Here is a 17012-nt window from a genome sequence, read left to right as displayed (position 1 = left end):
AGTCAAGCCATTGGCGCAAAGCGTCAATTCTTGTGGTGTTGTGCTTCATAGGCTAACGCCTACCCCGGCACGTATCGACCCCGGGCAGGAGCAACAATATGCAAGAGCAGTACGACTACATCATTATTGGCGCGGGCTCGGCTGGCTGTGTGATTGCCCATCGGCTTATTGAGCAAACCCAAGGCCGCGTGGCGCTTATCGAAGCCGGTGGCCAGGACTCGAGTCCGCTGATTCGCATGCCAGCAGCGGTTGGCAAAGTCATTCCCACGCGAACCTGGCCTTACATGACCACGCCCCATGCCGCGACGCAGGATCGCTCTATGTCGATCGCGCAAGGCAAGCTGGTGGGCGGCAGTAGCTCTGTTAACGGTATGGTCTATATCCGTGGTCATCGTGAAGACTATGATGGCTGGGTGCGTGACGAAGGCTGTGAGGGCTGGGGGTTCAACGATTTGCTGCCTTACTTTGTGCGCAGTGAGGGTAACGAATCATTATCCAATCCGTTGCACGGTACCCAGGGGCCGCTCAAGGTGAGTGAAAATCGCTATCGCCACCCGCTGTCCCAGGCCTTCATCCGCGCCGGGCAGGAGGTCGGCCTGCCATACGTTAACGATTTTAATGACAACGGTCGCCAAGGCGTCGGCTATTATCAGACGACCACTTTCAACGGCGAGCGTTACAGCAGTTCCAAGGCCTATCTGAGCGGCCTGCGGCATCACCCGCGTCTGACCATTCTGACCGACACTGAAGTAGACCGCGTGATCATCGAAAGCGGTCGGGCCACGGGAGTGGTTACTCGCCAGCTCAAGAAGGGGGCCCTAACGTTACATGCACGCCAGCAGGTTATTCTGAGCGCCGGTGCGATTGGCAGCCCCAAGATCCTGATGCATTCGGGCATCGGCCCACGGACGCATTTGGAAGAGCTGGGGATTGAGTGTCTGAGAGATCTGCCCGTTGGCGACAACCTCCAGGATCATCTCCACATGTCGATCAACGCCACCTTGAAAACACCTAATTCGCTGTACGGTGAAGATGTCGGCATCAAGGCATTGCGCCACGGTGCCGAGTGGCTGCTTTATCGCCAAGGGCTTATGACCTCGAACGTGCTGGAAGGTGGGGCCTTTCTGGATACGGCCAACGAGGGGCGCCCCGATACCCAGATCCATTTCATGCCGGTACTCGATACTTGGGATGACCCTAACGGTATTGGTAAAGGTCGCACTCATGGCATCACGCTTAAGGTGGGCCACCTCCAACCGGCTTCCCGTGGTAATGTGCGTCTCAGCGGCCCCCATCATGACCGCAAGGTGATGATCAACGCCAACTTCCTCGAGGCGCCTGAAGACCTACAGCACCAGGTGCGCTCGCTGCGCGCCGGGCTCGCGTTTCTTGAAACGCCTGCGCTCTCTAGCATTATTGACGAGGTTTTCTCCCCTCCACAAGCGCGTCAGTTGCTAGAGGCGGGGGTGGCCGGGAGCCAGGAGGCGCTTGAAGGGTTTATCCGCCAATACTGCAAAACGACTTACCATCCGGTAGGCACCTGCCGAATGGGCCCTGATGCCGAGCGCTCAGTGGTGGATCTTGATCTGAGTGTCCATGGCATTGAGGGTCTTCGCGTTATTGACTGCTCCGTTTTCCCGCGTTTACCCCGGGGGAACACCAATGCCCCGACCATTGCGGTGGCTGAAAAAGCTGCGGATCTGTTGATTGCCGCTCAATAAACAACGCATCATCCGCAATAAAGAGCGCGCCACTAATAAGGGGCGCGCTCTTTATCTTGAATGGCGGGTGTAGCCTTTAATCGCTCATATCCGGCTCGAACAGGCCTGTATTCATTTTGAATTTGACCCAGAAAAAGGCAATGGCTGAAAGTCATGGCCCGTGAGCTCGCCATTAGGCTTTCTTGGGCAGAGATAGTGTCGCCAGCAGGCTGCCGTCATTAAGCGGTTAGAGGAATAGTCTGACATAAAAAAAACCAATTGAAAGAAGCGTTAGTGAAATTATTGCAATTAGGCTCCAGTAATTCATCAGCCTGCCTGGACGCTTATGCTTTTCAACTGTTTTTCCATTGACAGTGAAATGATTTAGGGTGGCTAAAATAGGGCTTGCGATAAATACGAGTGTCATCACAAAGTTCATGAATGTGATGAATTCACCCATCATGAAATTTATAACAAGCGATGCCAACGTTGCGATCGATAACAAGATAAAAAAGAATGGTAGGCTTTTGTCAATAGATCTTGTCTCATGATCGTCCCCTGAGGAGTTTGTTATTGCGAAATAAGAAGCTGTCAAAATCCTAGGGAAGCCATCCAATACAGCCATTAATGTGGTAAACATAACGGCTAACATAGATAAGGCGACTAGGTACCCTATCCACTTACCTAGCAATGAAGAATAAATAGAAATAACCTGGCTGGCGAATCCTACTGCTCCTCCTGAAAGATCAACATTTTGCCCATGCAGTAACCCCGATCCCATCAGTAAAAAACACACGGCCAAAACCGCAGTGCCAATATAGCCGGAATTGAAGTCGATTTTTTCTTCTAATACTGAGCGCTTTCGACCTTGTGTCTTATTTTTTGCTGCTGACCAGAGTGAGTTGTTGATTGAAAGCGTTATGTCGGATGGCATTAGCCCTGTCACTGCTATAATAGTGGCAAAAGTAGCAAGACTAAAAAAAAGTGGCGTATCGCTTGTGGAAAAGCTCCATTGAATGTTGGGTAGAACGAGTGCTGTCGCAGTTAAAGTCCCTAGGGAAAGGGTGATAATGAAAAATTTATTTAATTTTTCAATTACCTTGTATCCTCCAAAAAATGTCAGCAGAGAGCACGCTAATATTAGTGTGGTTCCGATGAAAGAGGCTTCAAGTGAGATTGAAAAAATGCTCCCAGCTATCCCTGCCGTGGTGATTGCCATAGCGGCAGTAATCATTGTCATAATGGGCGCTTGTAATAGGATAAAAAGACCTACAACTGGCTTTCCAAATGTCTTTTGGTAACCTTCAATGAGCGAATTGCCTGTTGTTCCTACATAAAAGGGGCCAAACCAGAAGGCGGGATATTTAAGGACAATAGCCAAGATAATAACGGGCAGAAGAGCTAGGCCATACTCGGCACCAGCTCGTGTGGATTGTACAATATGAGACGTGCCTACTGCAGCCCCTGCGAAGAGTAGACCGGGCCCTAGGGATTTGAGGCTCGAGCTCCAATCTCTCCCTCTACTTTTTGGCTCTTTTTCTGTATAGTCTTTATAAGTCATGGCTTTTACTCTTCCGGTGGTGAGTTGCATTCAATACATGCTGGGTATTTGGCGCTTACTTACAACCTCTACCAAACTGCTAAAGAACTGTCGGTTCTAGGCTCAGTCCCCCCATAAAGTACGCCCGTGTTGGGGTCTCGTAAGATAACCTGACCTCTTCCAAACGTGATTGAATCCGTACTCTTGATTATATGGTGCCCGCGCCTCGAAAGAGCTTGAGCCAGGTGGTCTGGAAAGTGAGGCTCTACTTCAATTGTTTTGCCTTTAACCCATTTCCATCGAGGAGTATCTAGCGCAGCTTGGGGGTTTAAACCATCTACAAACATACCTGCTAATAATTGAACATGGCCTTGGGGCTGCATAAAACCACCCATGACGCCAAATGGGCCGATAGCCTTTCCCGCTTTAGTTATAAATCCAGGTATAATAGTGTGATAAGTTCTCTTGCCAGGTTGTAGTGAGTTATAGTGATTGGAGTCTAGCGAAAATGACCACCCTCTGTTTTGCAGGCTGATGCCTGTCCCTGGTACCACCACTCCGGAACCGAAGTTTTTAAAATTACTTTGAATGAACGACACCATGTTGCCATCTTTATCTGCTGTGGCTAAGTAAACCGTGCCACCTGTGATGGGGTTACCATTGACTGGGTCAATTGCTTCCTGGCTAATCAACTCTTTTCTTTTTTCTAAGTAACTCGGTAAGAGTAAATCCTCTACGCTTACTCCCATTGCTGAGTGTTCAGTGACGAACTTTAAGCCGTCAGCATATGCAAGTTTTGTGGCTTCTATACGCTGATGCAAAGTCTCTACAGGATCACCTGAGACTTTCTCAGACAGGCTATCTAACATGGCTAGTGCTTGTAGAGCGATGATGCCACTACCATTGGGAGGGATCTCCCAAATGTCGTAACCACGAAAGCGGGTAGATATAGGGCTTACCCACTCAGGGGTCATTTTCATGAGGTCATCTTTTCTTAGGAACCCTCCACTGTTTTGACAAAACGTTTCTATCTCGTTTGCCAGTTCCCCTTGGTAAAAAGCCTTTGCCTCTGTCTCCGCGATCAAGGTGAGAGTGTTTGCATGATCTTCCGACTTCCAAACTTCACCGGGACATGGGGCTTTTCCATTGGGAGCAAAGGTTGCATACCAAGCGTCAAATATTGGGTCTTGGTAAACCTTGTACTCGTCATAGGCTTCTTCCCACAGTTGATGAACGGTGGGAGACACGGGAAAGCCGCGACGGGCTATTTCAATGGCAGGCGTTAACAACTCTTTAAACGGAAGGTTTCCAAACCGTTTTGATAGTCCAATCCAGGCGGCAGGAGCCCCCGGAACCGTAATGGGAACCATACCATGCAAGGGCATTTCCTTATGGCCCAGTGCTTTAACAGCATCAATTGAAATTGACGCTGGTGACTTGCCGCTAGCGTTTAAGCCATGCATTTCACCATCTATCCAAACGATGGCGAATGCATCTCCGCCGATACCATTTGATGTAGGTTCAACAACGGTAAGAGCTGCGGCTGTCGCGATAGCTGCATCAACGGCATTTCCGCCGTTTTTAAGGATTTCCAGCCCAACTTGAGCCGCTATGGGCTGAGACGTTGCAACCATCCCTTGATTGCTCATGCTTACCATGCGGCGTGACGAGTTAGGATAGTAAAGTGAATCCCCGAACATAAGGCCTCCTAATATGTTGATTTTTAAGTTTTAAATATATGAGAACGGGTTTTATCGTTTTATTTATAAAAATCGATTTTGTCCTTTTTCTCATTTGCCTATATTTGTTTCTTGTCTTAGCGTGCCAAAAACTTGATTCAGGTAGCCTGTAGTTGTAAAAAAGTAGATCTGAGTAACAGGAGAATACGGAACTTTCTACATTATTTTTCATGCATATTTAATGCGGTTTATGACTTGAGTCTTGGTATTGCCTTTACCTAAAAAAGCAATTGGTGACTCATTGGTAAGAAAGTAATGTTACGTCTTTACACACCTTGTATTTCGTGTAGTTGTTTGAAAATAAAGATGTTATAAAGTAATAGATGTGATTATCGACATACCATAAACCTTACCAGTGATCTGTACTTCAGCTTTAAGGTTGCGATTATTCTGGAAGTGCATCAAGCGGGGTTTCGGAACCTGAGCCGTTCGAGGCAAGCAGTGGGAGTTCCTGCTAATTGGGTTTGGAATGCGCAATTAAGGTGCACACAACATCTGCGGGAAGTTGTGGAGTCATTGTCCTGGAGTGAGCCATGCATCCTGAGCTCTGCATACGGCACTCTAGAGCAAAAATGCTGGCAAGTATCAACAAGAATCTACGGCTTAAATACTTTATATCTAAGATGAATGTGCGTTAAATATTCTTATTATATAAAGCTAATCCGTTAATATGGCGCGTAAGTTGCTTGACTAAAAAAACTTACAATAACCTTACGGTCAAGGAGAGTCATGATGAGCGTTGAGCAATTGCTTATCCAAGAACCTGCAACCAGTGGCGCGTTCTTCGAGTGCCAAACCCACGATATAATTGAGCATGCACAGACGCCCAGCGGGTGGACGCTCAATTATGAACAGGTGTCGGCCGGTAAGTTTTTAGGGCAAGTGTGTCAATTACAGCTACCTAATATTCAAATTATCGAAGATAAAACCAATCAGGCGATGATTAAAAGTGGAGAAGCCTTTAAAAACTCAATTTGTTTTAGTGTTTCAACTAATCAAAGCCCATCCGACCTGGTTTGTCTCGGCAATGTTTTTACATCCCCCGGGCTTCTTGTCTCCGATTCCCAGAACTTACCTGAATTAAGAACACCTGCGGGGTTGAGAGTGTTTAACTTAAGTGTGCAAAAGGATTTGCTAATCGAGTATATAGTTAAGCAGAATTTGGCATTTGAGCCAGGCTGTTCTCCCTATTTCTTCCCCTTCGATAATTCGCAAGGCCAGAAAGTGATAGCCCAGGCCACTGAGCGAATCTTCTTGTTAAGTAAGCAGGGAAAACTCGTAAAACCGGTACACAAGAAAAATGCTCAGGATTTACTGTTGTTGCACCTTCTGGATGCGAGTGAAACGGCTTGTTTGCCTCCCATTTCTTCGACACGAAAAAAGCAGATGGTTGATCGCGCTCGAATTTACGCGATTGAGCATAGCGACACTCCCTTCTCCATTATGGACTTATGCAACCATGTAGGGGCCAGTCGAAGAAAACTGCAATACTGTTTTCAGGATGTACTTGGCATTAGCCCAGTGTCGTTCCTGCGTATTCTCCGGCTCAATGCTGTTCATAAAGCGTTATGCACTGGGGGTGAAGAGAAGCAGATCCAGGATATAGCTGCAGAGTGGGGATTCTGGCATTTGGGCCACTTTACCTCGGATTACCGCAATCTATTTGGGGAACGCCCCTCAGATACGCGCAGCAGAACAAAAAGCAAGTTTGCCAATCTCGGATAACGCCCTTGTTGGGGTCGTCATAAGCTGAAATGGCTCATTCAGAGACATAGAGGCAATATCATGACTCCAAGAAAAACAATGCTAACCCGCATTTTATTGACACTAACCTTCGGCTATTCAGCGGCTTCCCTGGCAACCGAGAATGGCTCGCCGACGACCGCAATGGGATTGCTTGATTTTGGCGCAGGCTACCTACCACCCACAACCGACAATGGAACCCTGGGTTTTAGAACGGCGTATTACTCAACGGATGCCCAAAAGGATAACGATGGAAATGATACGGGTAATGATTTCTCGTTAGATGTCCTTTCGCTCTCGCTTGCCTATATCTATATGACGGATCAAAAAGTGCTAGGCGCCCGGTACGGCTTTGGGGCAGTCGCCCCTTTTTTCAAAATGGACGCCGATCTACAGGTAGAGCGTGGCGGAATGACGCTGTTCAGTGACGAAGCAGATGTCTTTGAACTGGCGGATATCCAGGTTTTACCAATGTTACTACAGTGGATGCCAAGTCCTAATTTATCGGTTCTTGCTCTGTTCCAGATTCAGACGCCTACAGGTGACTACGACTCTGAGCGTCTCGTCTCCCCCGGATTAAATCGTTGGGCATTTACGCCTCAAGCGGCGTTTACCTATGTCAGCGAACAGGGATATGAGGTCTCTTCTTCTTTCCAGCTTGACTTTAATACGCGTAATAAAGACACCGACTATCGGAGTGGTACTGAGTATCGCCATGAGTTCGCGGTTGGCAAGCATGTTGGTCCGTGGACAGTCGGTGTCGGCGGCTATCACTACCAGCAAATTACCGATGATGATGCCCCAGGATTGGAAGGCGGTAATCGTGCTTCGGTCTTTGCTGCCGGACCTGCCATTGGCTTCTTTGACCCAGGGTCGTCAATTCCGCCAATACGCTTCCATGCATATAAGGAGTTTGGTGCCCAGAACCGTACCGAGGGCTACAACATTGCTTTAACAACGTCATTCAGTTTCTGAGGGGGTTCTAATGAGCAATATACCTTTAACCCGTGAAGCGGGGCGGTCTCAGGGGGCGGTGTTGGTGCTGGGTAGCAGCCTGACCATCATGGGATCCGTCATGGTGGCGCCCATCATTCCGAAGCTGATCGCGGAATTTGCGGCCAGCGAACCTCGCGTCGAGGTGCTTGCACCGCTGGCGATTACCGGCCCGGCATTAGCCATTGCTTTATTCGCCCCATTGGCGGGTTGGCTGGCGGATGGCTTTGGTCGAAAACTAATTTTGATCTTTGCGACGTTGCTTTATGCGCTGCTAGGCGCTGCACCCGCGCTACTCAATGATCTTCAGTCGATCGTTATTGCCCGCTTTCTTTTTGGTATTAGCGAAGCCATGGTGATGACCTGTTGTACGGCGTTAATTGCCGACTATTGGCAGGGTGAGCGCAGGCTCCGTTATATCAACGCTCAGGTAATCTCTATTGCGCTTGTGGGGTCTGTGTTCTTTGTTATTGGTGGCGCTTTGGGTGAGCAATCCTGGCGTACGCCTTTCTACCTTTACCTGCTTCCTCTACTGCTCGTTATACCCATGATGAAGCTGCTATGGGAGCCTGTTTCGCGTTCGGAACAGGGGGTTGAGCCCGATAACAAACGCATTGATGTGGTTGCTTTGGTGGTCGGCTACCTGTTGATTTTTGGTGGCATGGTGTTGAGCTTTGTCGTGCCAGTGCAAACGCCGAGACTAATGGTTCAGCTTGGTATTCTGTCAAGCACGCTGATTGGCATGGCGACAGGCGCCGGCCTGTTGGCATCGCTCATGGGCGCCCTGGTGTGGCCGCTTATCAGGAGAACCATCGGTATTAAATGCACCAACGCCTTGCTACTCGTGTTCATGTCCTCGGGGCTTATGCTCCTTATCAACGCCGGCTCACTTACAGGGATTCTTGTTGCGGTGGTCATACATGGTTTAGGCGCAGGGTTGTTAGTCCCCAATGCGATTACCCCGGTAATGAATGCGTTAAACAAGCGCCAAAATGGGCGGGGAATGGGCGGGTTCACCTCCTGCCTTTATTTAGGCCAGTTTGTGAGTCCTTTATGTGTGGCACTGCTGATTTCGCTGACCGGCGCCCTGACGCATGCGATTGCCATGCTGGCAGTCATCGGTTTTGGGTTAGGGGCAGTTTGGTTAATTTACGCCTTGTTTGCCAAGCAGAGCGGCACTTCTCCTTTAACTACCACAGCTCATAAGTGATATTAAAATGACACGCGATATTCACACGATAATGGATAGCCAGGATGGCGTTGGCCTGGCTGATAAGGTGCGGCAAAAGGAAGTCAAGTCGACTGAACTGGTAGAGGCGGTCATCGAACGTTTGGAAGCCGTCAATCCTAAACTCAATGCATTAGCAGAGCCGCTATATGAGCAAGCGCTGAATGCTGCTAAAGGAGAGATCGATACGCAGCAGCCATTTTGCGGTGTGCCTACCTTTGTGAAAGATCTTTTTTCGCCTCTTAATGGCGCCAGGATGGCGAGCGGCTCCTTTGCGTTGGGAGAGGCGCGCGCGGAAATCGATTCTGAGGCCGTAGCGCGGCTGCGCCGGGCGGGCTGCATCTTTGTGGGCACTAGTACCTCGCCTGAGTTTGGCACTTCTTACACGACTGAGTCCAGCCGGTTTGGGGCTACCCGTAACCCCTGGAATCTGGAGAGAAGCGTAGGGGGCTCGAGTGGCGGGGCCGCTGCTCTGGTGGCGTCAAGAGTGGTGCCTTTTGCACACGGCAATGATGGCGGCGGCTCCCTCCGGGTGCCGGCATCTTGCAGCGGCATTTTTGGCCTTAAGCCCACGCGGGGCAGAATGCCATCAGGCCCGATGGTGGGAGAGGGCTGGGGAGGCATGGGAACGCCTCATGCGATGACAGTGTCTGTACGCGACAGCGCAGCGTTACTCGATGCTACCAGCGGTGCTGATCTAGGCGCACCCTATGCCGCTCCGGAACAGCGAAGCTCATTTTTGAGCGCCGTAGGAAGATCGCCTGGTACGCTGCGTATCGCACTGGTGGAAAGCATGACGCCCTGGGAGTCGGGTGCCGAAGCTCGAGAAGCTGTCCAGCTTACTGCCAAGTTGTGCGAGTCACTGGGGCATCGTGTCGAATCGGTAACGCTGCCGGTGAACTTACCTGAGTTCATTCATAATACCTTCAGCATCATCGCGCCCAATACACAGAATTTTATAAATACCCTCGGTGAGATGCGTGGATCCCCTGTAATGGATAGCGAACTGGAGCCCCGTACCAGAGTGATGTTGAGGGAGAAGGGCCGGATCGACGCAACAACCTACGTCGCCGCCATTGAATACATGCATGCCCTAGGCCGTTCGATGGCAGGTTTTATGGAGGACTACGACCTGATTCTAACCCCGACCCTGACGCGTAAGCCGCCGCTCATTGGGGAACTGGATGCCTTTGACGATACCCTTTGCCTTGAGGACATCATTAATCAATTCCATAGCTACTCACCCTTTACGGCTATTTTTAACGCGACCGGTCAGCCGGCCATGTCAGTACCGTTATATTGGACCAGTGACAGCCTGCCAATAGGCAGCCATTTTGCCGCTCGGTTTGGGGACGAGAGCACGCTGCTTTCATTAGCCGCTCAGTTGGAAAGCTCGCACCCTTGGGCAAATAAGCTGCCACCCGTCAATGCAATGGCGCGATAAAACACATTGGTGAGATTGGCTGTAAGGCAGCCGTGGTCGTTACTAAGCAGGCGTTGATAACTTATCCTCACCCCTTGCCAGCTAGGCGGTGGGGATAAGTTGGTCAGGGAATGGCTGTTTCAGGGCGTATAAGAGTAACTACAGGTCGTATTGATGGCGGCCGCTTTTGCGCATTTGGTTAGTCTAAAAGTGTTTATCCAACGCTAGGACTTTCCTGATGGCACATAATTCACAACACCCTGCCCAGTGTAATATTAAAAGTATTTTCAGTGTCGCTGTTGTTTTAGGCGCCTGTTTTGTTAGCGGGCAAGCCTATTCCCAGTCAGTGAATATGGACTTTTCCAACGAATATAACGCTAATTCGATACATGCCCAGGGCGATGCGTATTTTATCGATAGCGTACGCGAACTGACCAACGATGACGTAAACATCACGCTGCATACGGGCGGCGCGCTTGGCTTTAATTCCGGAGACCATTTTTACGCGGTGGCCGATGGCGCGATTGAAATAGCCGATACGCTGTCTGGCACCATGAGCGGTATTGATTCCATTTTCCTGCTTTCCTCACTCCCTTTTATCGTTGAAGACATTGAGGATGCGCGCCACCTTTATGAAATCGCTAAACCCCATTACGAAGCCGTGTTCGAAGAGAATGATCAGATATTGCTCTATGCTTCGCCTTGGCCGCCCAGTGGCATCTGGTCGCAAAATGCCATCAACGACCAAGCTGATTTAAGTAATCTGAAGATACGCACCTTTGACCGTAACGGAACCGAAACTTTCCGCAATGTGGGGGCCGCCCCTGTCAGCCTTTCCTGGGGGGATGTGGTTCCACAGTTGGCGACCGGGGGAATTACCGCTGTTCTCACCTCGGCCGAAGCCGGCGCCAATGGCAGTTTCTGGGAGCACCAGGATCACTTTGCCGCCATTCAATATGCTATTCCGCTCAACATGGTTCATATGAACAAGAGCGCGTTTGATGCATTAAGTGCCGAGCAGCAGGACGCCATTCTTGAAGCAGCCCGGCTGACCGACCTGCATAACTGGGAAACGGTCGAAACCCGCACCGCTGAAAACTACCAAACACTCAGTCAGCATGATGTCACTATCAATGATGCCGTTTCGCCCGCGCTTACCGATGCCCTTGCTCAGGCAGCCTCCAGCGTTGTGGAGAATTGGCTGGAATCTGCAGGTGATAGGGGCCAGGAGATCTTGGGCCAGTTCCGGGGTGAATGATGGGCTTATTTCGATTTGCCGAGCGCCTTTCGATGCTGCTGAACCGTGTCGGCGCATTGATTGCCGTGGTTCTGATCATCTATATGCTGGGCCATATCATGCTGGAGATACTTCTGCGGTCGCTGGGTAAGTCCACCTTTATCATGGATGAATACATCGGCTATGCCGTCGCCATCATGACGTTTTTAGGCCTGCCCTATGTCCTTGAAAGGGGAGGTCTGATTCGGGTCTCCCTGATCCTGGATCGCGTTCCCCAGAAATACCACTGGCCGCTGGAGCTATTCAGCAGCGTGATAACGGCAAGCTGCTTTATCTGGATCTCCCTATTCTGGTTGCAAAACGTACAGCGCAGCTATAGCAGGGGTGTTACCAGCGATACCCTTGCTGAAACCCCTATCTGGTTGCCGGAGGGCGCGGTTCTTATTTGCATGTGGTTAATCTCGCTAACCCTGGTCGTCCGCGCAATCAAGATCGTTTTACTACGCTCGCGTTATTTAGCAAACGCCCCATAACCACAAACTGACAAGGTAGCGATCATGGAGATTTTTTGGGTTGCCGTCGGCGTTGCTGCTCTACTGCTGTTTTTCCTGTCGATGGGAACTTGGATTTTTGCCTCGATGCTGGCGGTTTCCATAGGCTCGCTCTGGCTGCTTGGGGACTTTGACGCGGATCGAATCGGCCTGATTTTTTCCCGTATTCTGTATCGCGCCAGTAATAGCTGGGAGCTTTCAGCAATCCCGTTGTTTATTCTTATGGGGGAGTTGATCTTTCGCTCCAATCTCTCCGAGCGTTTGTTCAAGGGGCTAGTGCCCATTACTAGCCACCTCCCAGGCGGCATACTGCATACCAATGTTCTGGGTTGCACATTATTTGCAGCGGTTAGCGGCTCCAGCGCGGCAACTACTGCAACTATCGGTAAAATCACGACCCAAGAGCTGAAAGCGCGAGGTTATAACCGCAACCTGTCGATCGGCTCGCTTGCTGGCGCAGGCAGCTTGGGTTTACTCATTCCTCCATCGATCGTCATGATTGTGTACGGTGTCCAGGCTGAAGTATCGATAAGCCAACTGTTCATGGCTGGCGTCGTTCCAGGCCTGCTGATCGCCGCCCTTTATAGTGGATACATTATTCTGTGTGCGTGGAAGAACCCCTCGCTTGCCCCAAAGCAGGAAATTCCCGGACAAACGCTGTTACAGTCACTGTTACTGCTATTGCCCATTTTGGTGCTGATTTTCATCGTTATTGGCTCGATTTACAGCGGTATTGCTACCCCCTCAGAGGCTGCTGCCGTGGGCGTGACCGCTACCTTGGTTCTGCTGGCTATTGAGCGGCAAATCAATATTTCCTTGCTCATCGAGGCTTTTCGAGGAACCCTGATGACGACCATTATGGTATGTAGCCTGCTGGTGACAGCCATGCTGTTATCAACGGCGATGGGGTATCTGCACTTGCCGCGAGAGCTGGCTAGCTGGATTGCTGCACAGAACCTGAGCCCAATGTTATTACTGCTGGCACTGGCCGTGTTTTATATTTTATTGGGCCTGTTTCTGGATGGTATTTCCATCACCGTCATGAGCCTGCCGATCACGCTGCCGATTGTCCTGCTCGCAGGATTCGATCCAATTTGGTTCGGTATTTTCCTGATTATCATGATCGAACTGGGCCAAATCACGCCACCGGTTGGTTTTAATCTATTTGTGTTACAGAGTCTGACAGGCGAAAGCATCAGCCGGGTTGCGTGGGCCTCGTTGCCCTTCTTCCTGCTAATGTGTTTTGCTGCGCTTATCATAAGTATTTGGCCTCAAGTGGCGCTTTGGCTACCTCATTTTATGGCAGGCTGAATAAAGGAGCAGGTTGCTCGGAGCGCACCGGCATTTGCAGGCGCGATGACAGTCGTTTAGCCGATTGTCTGACGCTCATTATGTACGGAGACTGCCTGCTGAGACGCTTCGCAGGCTAACGACGCCATTACCAAGGCGCTCTGTTCCCACACCGCCTACAAGGCGTATCTTTCCTCCCCTCTCAATGGTTTCGGAAGCGACCTCCAGTGTTGCATTTGCGACTGATCGCCAGATTCGCGTGATAGTGTTGTCGCTTTCCGTCCTGTTCATGCCAATATACGACCAAAGAGCAATGCCACCCCTGCACAAGTGAGTATTCACTGCTGTGATAGGAAACTAAAAGACGCCAGCGACACCTATATACTAATAAGAAAAAAATCGATGATGTAAAGGTGACGGAGGGTAAAACCATGACATCAAATCAAGCAAAAGACCCGACAGCAAATACCAATCGTGCGGGCGAACCGCAAACCCTTGGCTTTCTACTGTTAGATAATTTCACACTGATTTCTCTGGCATCGGCAATAGACCCTTTGCGGATGGCTAATCAACTGGCTGGGCGCGAGCTGTATCGCTGGTATACCCTGACACAGGATGGCCTTCCCGTACGCGCCAGTGATGGCCTGCAGGTGACGCCGGATGCCTCTATGCATACCCCTCTATCGCTTGAGTGGGTGGTTGTTTGTGGCGGGGTTGGCCCTCATCACAGTGTCAATCGCGAGCATGTGCGCTGGCTTCAGTCGCAGTCGCGTCAGTTAAAACGCTTAGGCTCGGTATGTACGGGCAGTTGGGCGCTAGGTCAGGCGGGATTGCTGGATCACTATCAAACCAGTGTGCACTGGGAGTGTTTGGCATCCATGCAGGAGGCGTTCCCCAACGTCATTCTGACGCCGCACCTTTTCTCTATTGATCGTGATCGATTTACCGCTTCTGGCGGCACTGCGCCGCTCGATATGATGCTCAACCTGATTGCTCACGACCATGGGCGCGAGCTTTCGGCAGGCATCTCCGAGATGTTTATCTATGAACGCGTGCGTAACGAGCAGGATCAGCAGCGGGTACCTCTGAAGCACGTGTTGGGCACCACTCAGCCTAAGTTGTTAGAGATTGTGGCGTTGATGGAATCCAACCTGGAAGAGCCCATCGAGCTCGATGAACTGGCAAGCTATGTGAATGTTTCACGGCGCCAGTTGGAGCGGTTGTTCCAGCGTTATTTGCTTTGCTCACCATCTCGCTATTACCTCAAGCTGCGTTTGGTGCGCGCGCGGCAATTGCTCAAGCAAACGCCCTTGTCGATTATCGAGATTGCCTCTGTTTGCGGTTTTGTGTCCACGCCCCATTTTTCCAAGTGTTATCGTGAATACTTTGGTGTACCGCCGAGAAATGAGCGCTTGGGGGTGCATGACCGGCAAGGAAGTAACCTTGCTAAGTCGCCATCGTTAATTCAGCGATGGGGGGGTGAGCCTTACAAAAGCGAACCTCTTTCGAGTGCCCAACAGGCGCTTGCCCATGCCCAGGGTGAGCCTACCTTTGCCAGCGTGCCGCTACTGCGCTGATAGGTACTTCGTCGCCACTATTTCAAACCTGTTGCCCACCTCCGGGCAGCAGGTTTTTTTAGTAGCTGCTATCACTAAAGTACTCCTCCTCCTCTACAAAGGATAGCGGGTGCGTGGGTAGTGGTCGTGTTCACGACACTATGACGCTTTTGGAATTTCCGCCGTCGTTTCCAAGAGCAGTCCAATCCAACGTCAGCGCTATGCTCGCTACATTAACCAATGTTGGAGCTTAGCTATGACCCCCTCTGAACTGCACAATGACGCCATTGTCATTGATGGTCTGATCATCGCCAAATGGAACCGAGAGCTGCTTGAGGACATGCGTCGCGGCGGTCTTACTGCGGCTAACTGCACTGTCTCCGTTTGGGAGGGATTTCAGGCCACGGTCGATAATATCGTCAAGTCCAACCAGTTGATGGCGGAGTGTAGTGACCTGGTGCGCCCTGTTCGCACCACCGCTGACATCACTCGCGCCAAAGAAGAGGGCAAAACCGGCATCATCTTCGGCTTTCAGAATGCCCATGCCTTTGAAGACCAAATTGGCTACGTTGAGATCTTCAAACAGCTGGGCGTGGGTATCGTACAGATGTGCTACAACACCCAGAATCTGGTGGGGACCGGCTGCTACGAGCGTGACGGCGGCCTGTCTGGCTTCGGCCGCGAAATCGTTGCCGAGATGAACCGGGTTGGCATCATGTGCGACCTTTCTCACGTCGGTGCCAAGACCTCTGAAGAGGTCATTCTTGAGTCCAAAAAGCCAGTTTGCTACTCCCACTGCCTGCCCTCCGGCCTCAAAGAGCATCCGCGCAACAAATCCGATCAAGAGCTGAAGTTCATAGCCGACCACGGCGGTTTTGTTGGTGTCACCATGTTTGCGCCGTTCCTCAAAAAGGGCATCGACTCAACCATCGAAGACTACTGCGAGGCGATCGAGTACGTCATGAATATCGTCGGTGAGGACGCTATCGGCATCGGTACCGATTTCACCCAAGGGCATGGTCAAGAGTTTTTCGAGTGGCTGACCCACGACAAGGGCTACGCCCGTCGCCTCACTGACTTTGGCAAGATCATCAATCCCAAAGGAATCCGCACCATTGGGGAGTTCCCCAATCTCACCGAGGCACTCCTCAAGCGCGGCTTAAGTGAGACCCAAGTGCGCAAGATCATGGGAGAGAACTGGGTGCGCGTACTCAAGGATGTGTGGGGCGCCTGAGGATACCGCCATAGCAAGGGACGGGCGCCAGAGGTAAAGCCGCATAGTGCCCTGACACGCGGCTTTACCGGCGATAGGCCTACGAGGGGGCGCTGTGAATCCCTCCCTGGACGCTACTTTTGCCATCCATGGCAAAAGACCCCCTCTACGGCCTATCCCCGGTGCCGCTTCCCTTGCAGAACGGCTGCTTAGCTACTTCATAACAATCAGCAAGATTTGAGGAATACAACCGTGACCAAACTGGCCCCCGCACTGCCCATCGAAGTGGATAGCGAAACAGGTGTTTGGACGACCGATGCTCTGCCTATGCTCTATGTGCCACGGCACTTCTTTATCAATAACCACGTAGCCGTAGAAGAGGCGCTAGGTGCTGAGAAGTATGCCGAAATTCTTTATCACGCAGGCTACAAGAGCGCCTGGCACTGGTGTGAGAAAGAGGCCGAGCTACACGACATTAGCGGAGAGGCGGTATTTGAGCACTACATGACCCGCCTTTCCCAGCGCGGTTGGGGGCTATTCATTACTGAACAGATTGATCTCGACTCGGGCACTGCTCAAGTACGACTTGAGCACAGCGCTTTTGTTTACCAGCTTGGCAAAACCGGGAACAAGGAAGAGTACATGTTCACCGGTTGGTTCGCCGGTGCCATGGATCAAATCCTCGCTGCCCGCGGAAGTTCACTGCGTACCGTTGCTGAGCAGACGCAGAGTGCAGCCGAACCTGGCTGTGATGTAGGCATCTTCGCCGTCCAGCCGCTGACCGACGCTGCCCGCTAAC

Annotated in this window: 13 protein-coding genes; 11 read left to right on the top strand and 2 right to left on the bottom strand. The window is 51.0% G+C overall.

Going from position 1 to position 17012, the window contains the following annotated elements:
- Positions 1 to 98 precede the first annotated feature (98 nt).
- Positions 99 to 1721 (top strand): GMC family oxidoreductase, encoded by a 1623-nt coding sequence (locus KF947_RS09105; RefSeq protein WP_227406033.1) that lies wholly within the window; start codon positions 99 to 101, stop codon positions 1719 to 1721.
- 226 nt (positions 1722 to 1947) lie between these two features.
- On the opposite strand, the gene KF947_RS09100 is transcribed toward KF947_RS09105, so the two are convergent.
- Positions 1948 to 3291, bottom strand: coding sequence for an NRAMP family divalent metal transporter (locus KF947_RS09100; protein ID WP_227406032.1), 1344 nt, complete (start codon positions 3289 to 3291; stop codon positions 1948 to 1950).
- A gap of 38 nt (positions 3292 to 3329) precedes the next feature.
- On the bottom strand, positions 3330 to 4940 hold the full coding sequence (locus KF947_RS09095) for a gamma-glutamyltransferase family protein (protein ID WP_227406031.1): 1611 nt from the start codon (positions 4938 to 4940) through the stop codon (positions 3330 to 3332).
- 771 nt (positions 4941 to 5711) lie between these two features.
- Between KF947_RS09095 and KF947_RS09090 the strand changes: the two genes are divergently transcribed.
- From KF947_RS09090 to KF947_RS09045, 10 genes are all read left to right on the top strand, one after another.
- Positions 5712 to 6704, top strand: coding sequence for a helix-turn-helix domain-containing protein (locus KF947_RS09090; protein ID WP_227406030.1), 993 nt, complete (start codon positions 5712 to 5714; stop codon positions 6702 to 6704).
- Positions 6705 to 6764: 60 nt separating this feature from the next.
- A complete protein-coding gene (locus tag KF947_RS09085) occupies positions 6765 to 7697 on the top strand; it encodes a transporter (RefSeq protein WP_227406029.1) in 933 nt (310 codons plus the stop codon).
- 10 nt (positions 7698 to 7707) lie between these two features.
- Positions 7708 to 8925: an MFS transporter gene (locus KF947_RS09080; RefSeq protein ID WP_227406028.1), complete on the top strand. Its 1218-nt coding sequence runs from the start codon at positions 7708 to 7710 to the stop codon at positions 8923 to 8925.
- A 7-nt stretch (positions 8926 to 8932) separates the two neighbouring features.
- The gene (locus tag KF947_RS09075; protein WP_227406027.1) at positions 8933 to 10387 is read left to right on the top strand and encodes an amidase; all 1455 of its coding nucleotides are present in this window, start codon (positions 8933 to 8935) and stop codon (positions 10385 to 10387) included.
- 217 nt (positions 10388 to 10604) lie between these two features.
- Positions 10605 to 11624, top strand: coding sequence for a TRAP transporter substrate-binding protein (locus KF947_RS09070; protein ID WP_227406026.1), 1020 nt, complete (start codon positions 10605 to 10607; stop codon positions 11622 to 11624).
- Positions 11624 to 12136 carry a TRAP transporter small permease gene (locus tag KF947_RS09065; RefSeq protein ID WP_227406025.1) on the top strand — a complete coding sequence of 171 codons (513 nt, stop codon included), beginning with the start codon at positions 11624 to 11626 and terminating at the stop codon, positions 12134 to 12136. Before KF947_RS09070 ends, KF947_RS09065 begins: the two co-directional genes overlap by 1 nt.
- A 24-nt stretch (positions 12137 to 12160) precedes the next feature.
- On the top strand, positions 12161 to 13465 hold the full coding sequence (locus KF947_RS09060; RefSeq protein WP_227406024.1) for a TRAP transporter large permease: 1305 nt from the start codon (positions 12161 to 12163) through the stop codon (positions 13463 to 13465).
- Positions 13466 to 13875: 410 nt separating this feature from the next.
- Complete coding sequence (locus KF947_RS09055; RefSeq protein ID WP_133732010.1) at positions 13876 to 15021, top strand: GlxA family transcriptional regulator; 1146 nt, start codon at positions 13876 to 13878, stop codon at positions 15019 to 15021.
- A gap of 235 nt (positions 15022 to 15256) precedes the next feature.
- Positions 15257 to 16234 carry a dipeptidase gene (locus KF947_RS09050; RefSeq protein ID WP_009286052.1) on the top strand — a complete coding sequence of 326 codons (978 nt, stop codon included), beginning with the start codon at positions 15257 to 15259 and terminating at the stop codon, positions 16232 to 16234.
- A gap of 231 nt (positions 16235 to 16465) precedes the next feature.
- Positions 16466 to 17011, top strand: coding sequence for a DUF5943 domain-containing protein (locus KF947_RS09045; protein WP_133732011.1), 546 nt, complete (start codon positions 16466 to 16468; stop codon positions 17009 to 17011).
- Position 17012: the final 1 nt, after the last annotated feature.

Origin of the sequence: Halomonas sp. FeN2 (genome assembly GCF_020595105.1) — a bacterium.
GTDB classification, from domain to species: domain Bacteria; phylum Pseudomonadota; class Gammaproteobacteria; order Pseudomonadales; family Halomonadaceae; genus Vreelandella; species Vreelandella neptunia.
This window is presented reverse-complemented; position numbering and strand designations above follow the sequence as displayed.

Coding starts and splice junctions, on each gene's coding strand:
- KF947_RS09095 (WP_227406031.1), bottom strand. CDS start 4,940: ATGTTCGGGGATTCACTTTACTATCCTAACTCGTCACGCCGCATGGTA.
- KF947_RS09105 (WP_227406033.1), top strand. CDS start 99: ATGCAAGAGCAGTACGACTACATCATTATTGGCGCGGGCTCGGCTGGC.
- KF947_RS09055 (WP_133732010.1), top strand. CDS start 13,876: ATGACATCAAATCAAGCAAAAGACCCGACAGCAAATACCAATCGTGCG.
- KF947_RS09090 (WP_227406030.1), top strand. CDS start 5,712: ATGAGCGTTGAGCAATTGCTTATCCAAGAACCTGCAACCAGTGGCGCG.
- KF947_RS09080 (WP_227406028.1), top strand. CDS start 7,708: ATGAGCAATATACCTTTAACCCGTGAAGCGGGGCGGTCTCAGGGGGCG.
- KF947_RS09065 (WP_227406025.1), top strand. CDS start 11,624: ATGGGCTTATTTCGATTTGCCGAGCGCCTTTCGATGCTGCTGAACCGT.
- KF947_RS09050 (WP_009286052.1), top strand. CDS start 15,257: ATGACCCCCTCTGAACTGCACAATGACGCCATTGTCATTGATGGTCTG.
- KF947_RS09070 (WP_227406026.1), top strand. CDS start 10,605: ATGGCACATAATTCACAACACCCTGCCCAGTGTAATATTAAAAGTATT.
- KF947_RS09075 (WP_227406027.1), top strand. CDS start 8,933: ATGACACGCGATATTCACACGATAATGGATAGCCAGGATGGCGTTGGC.
- KF947_RS09060 (WP_227406024.1), top strand. CDS start 12,161: ATGGAGATTTTTTGGGTTGCCGTCGGCGTTGCTGCTCTACTGCTGTTT.
- KF947_RS09100 (WP_227406032.1), bottom strand. CDS start 3,291: ATGCAACTCACCACCGGAAGAGTAAAAGCCATGACTTATAAAGACTAT.
- KF947_RS09085 (WP_227406029.1), top strand. CDS start 6,765: ATGACTCCAAGAAAAACAATGCTAACCCGCATTTTATTGACACTAACC.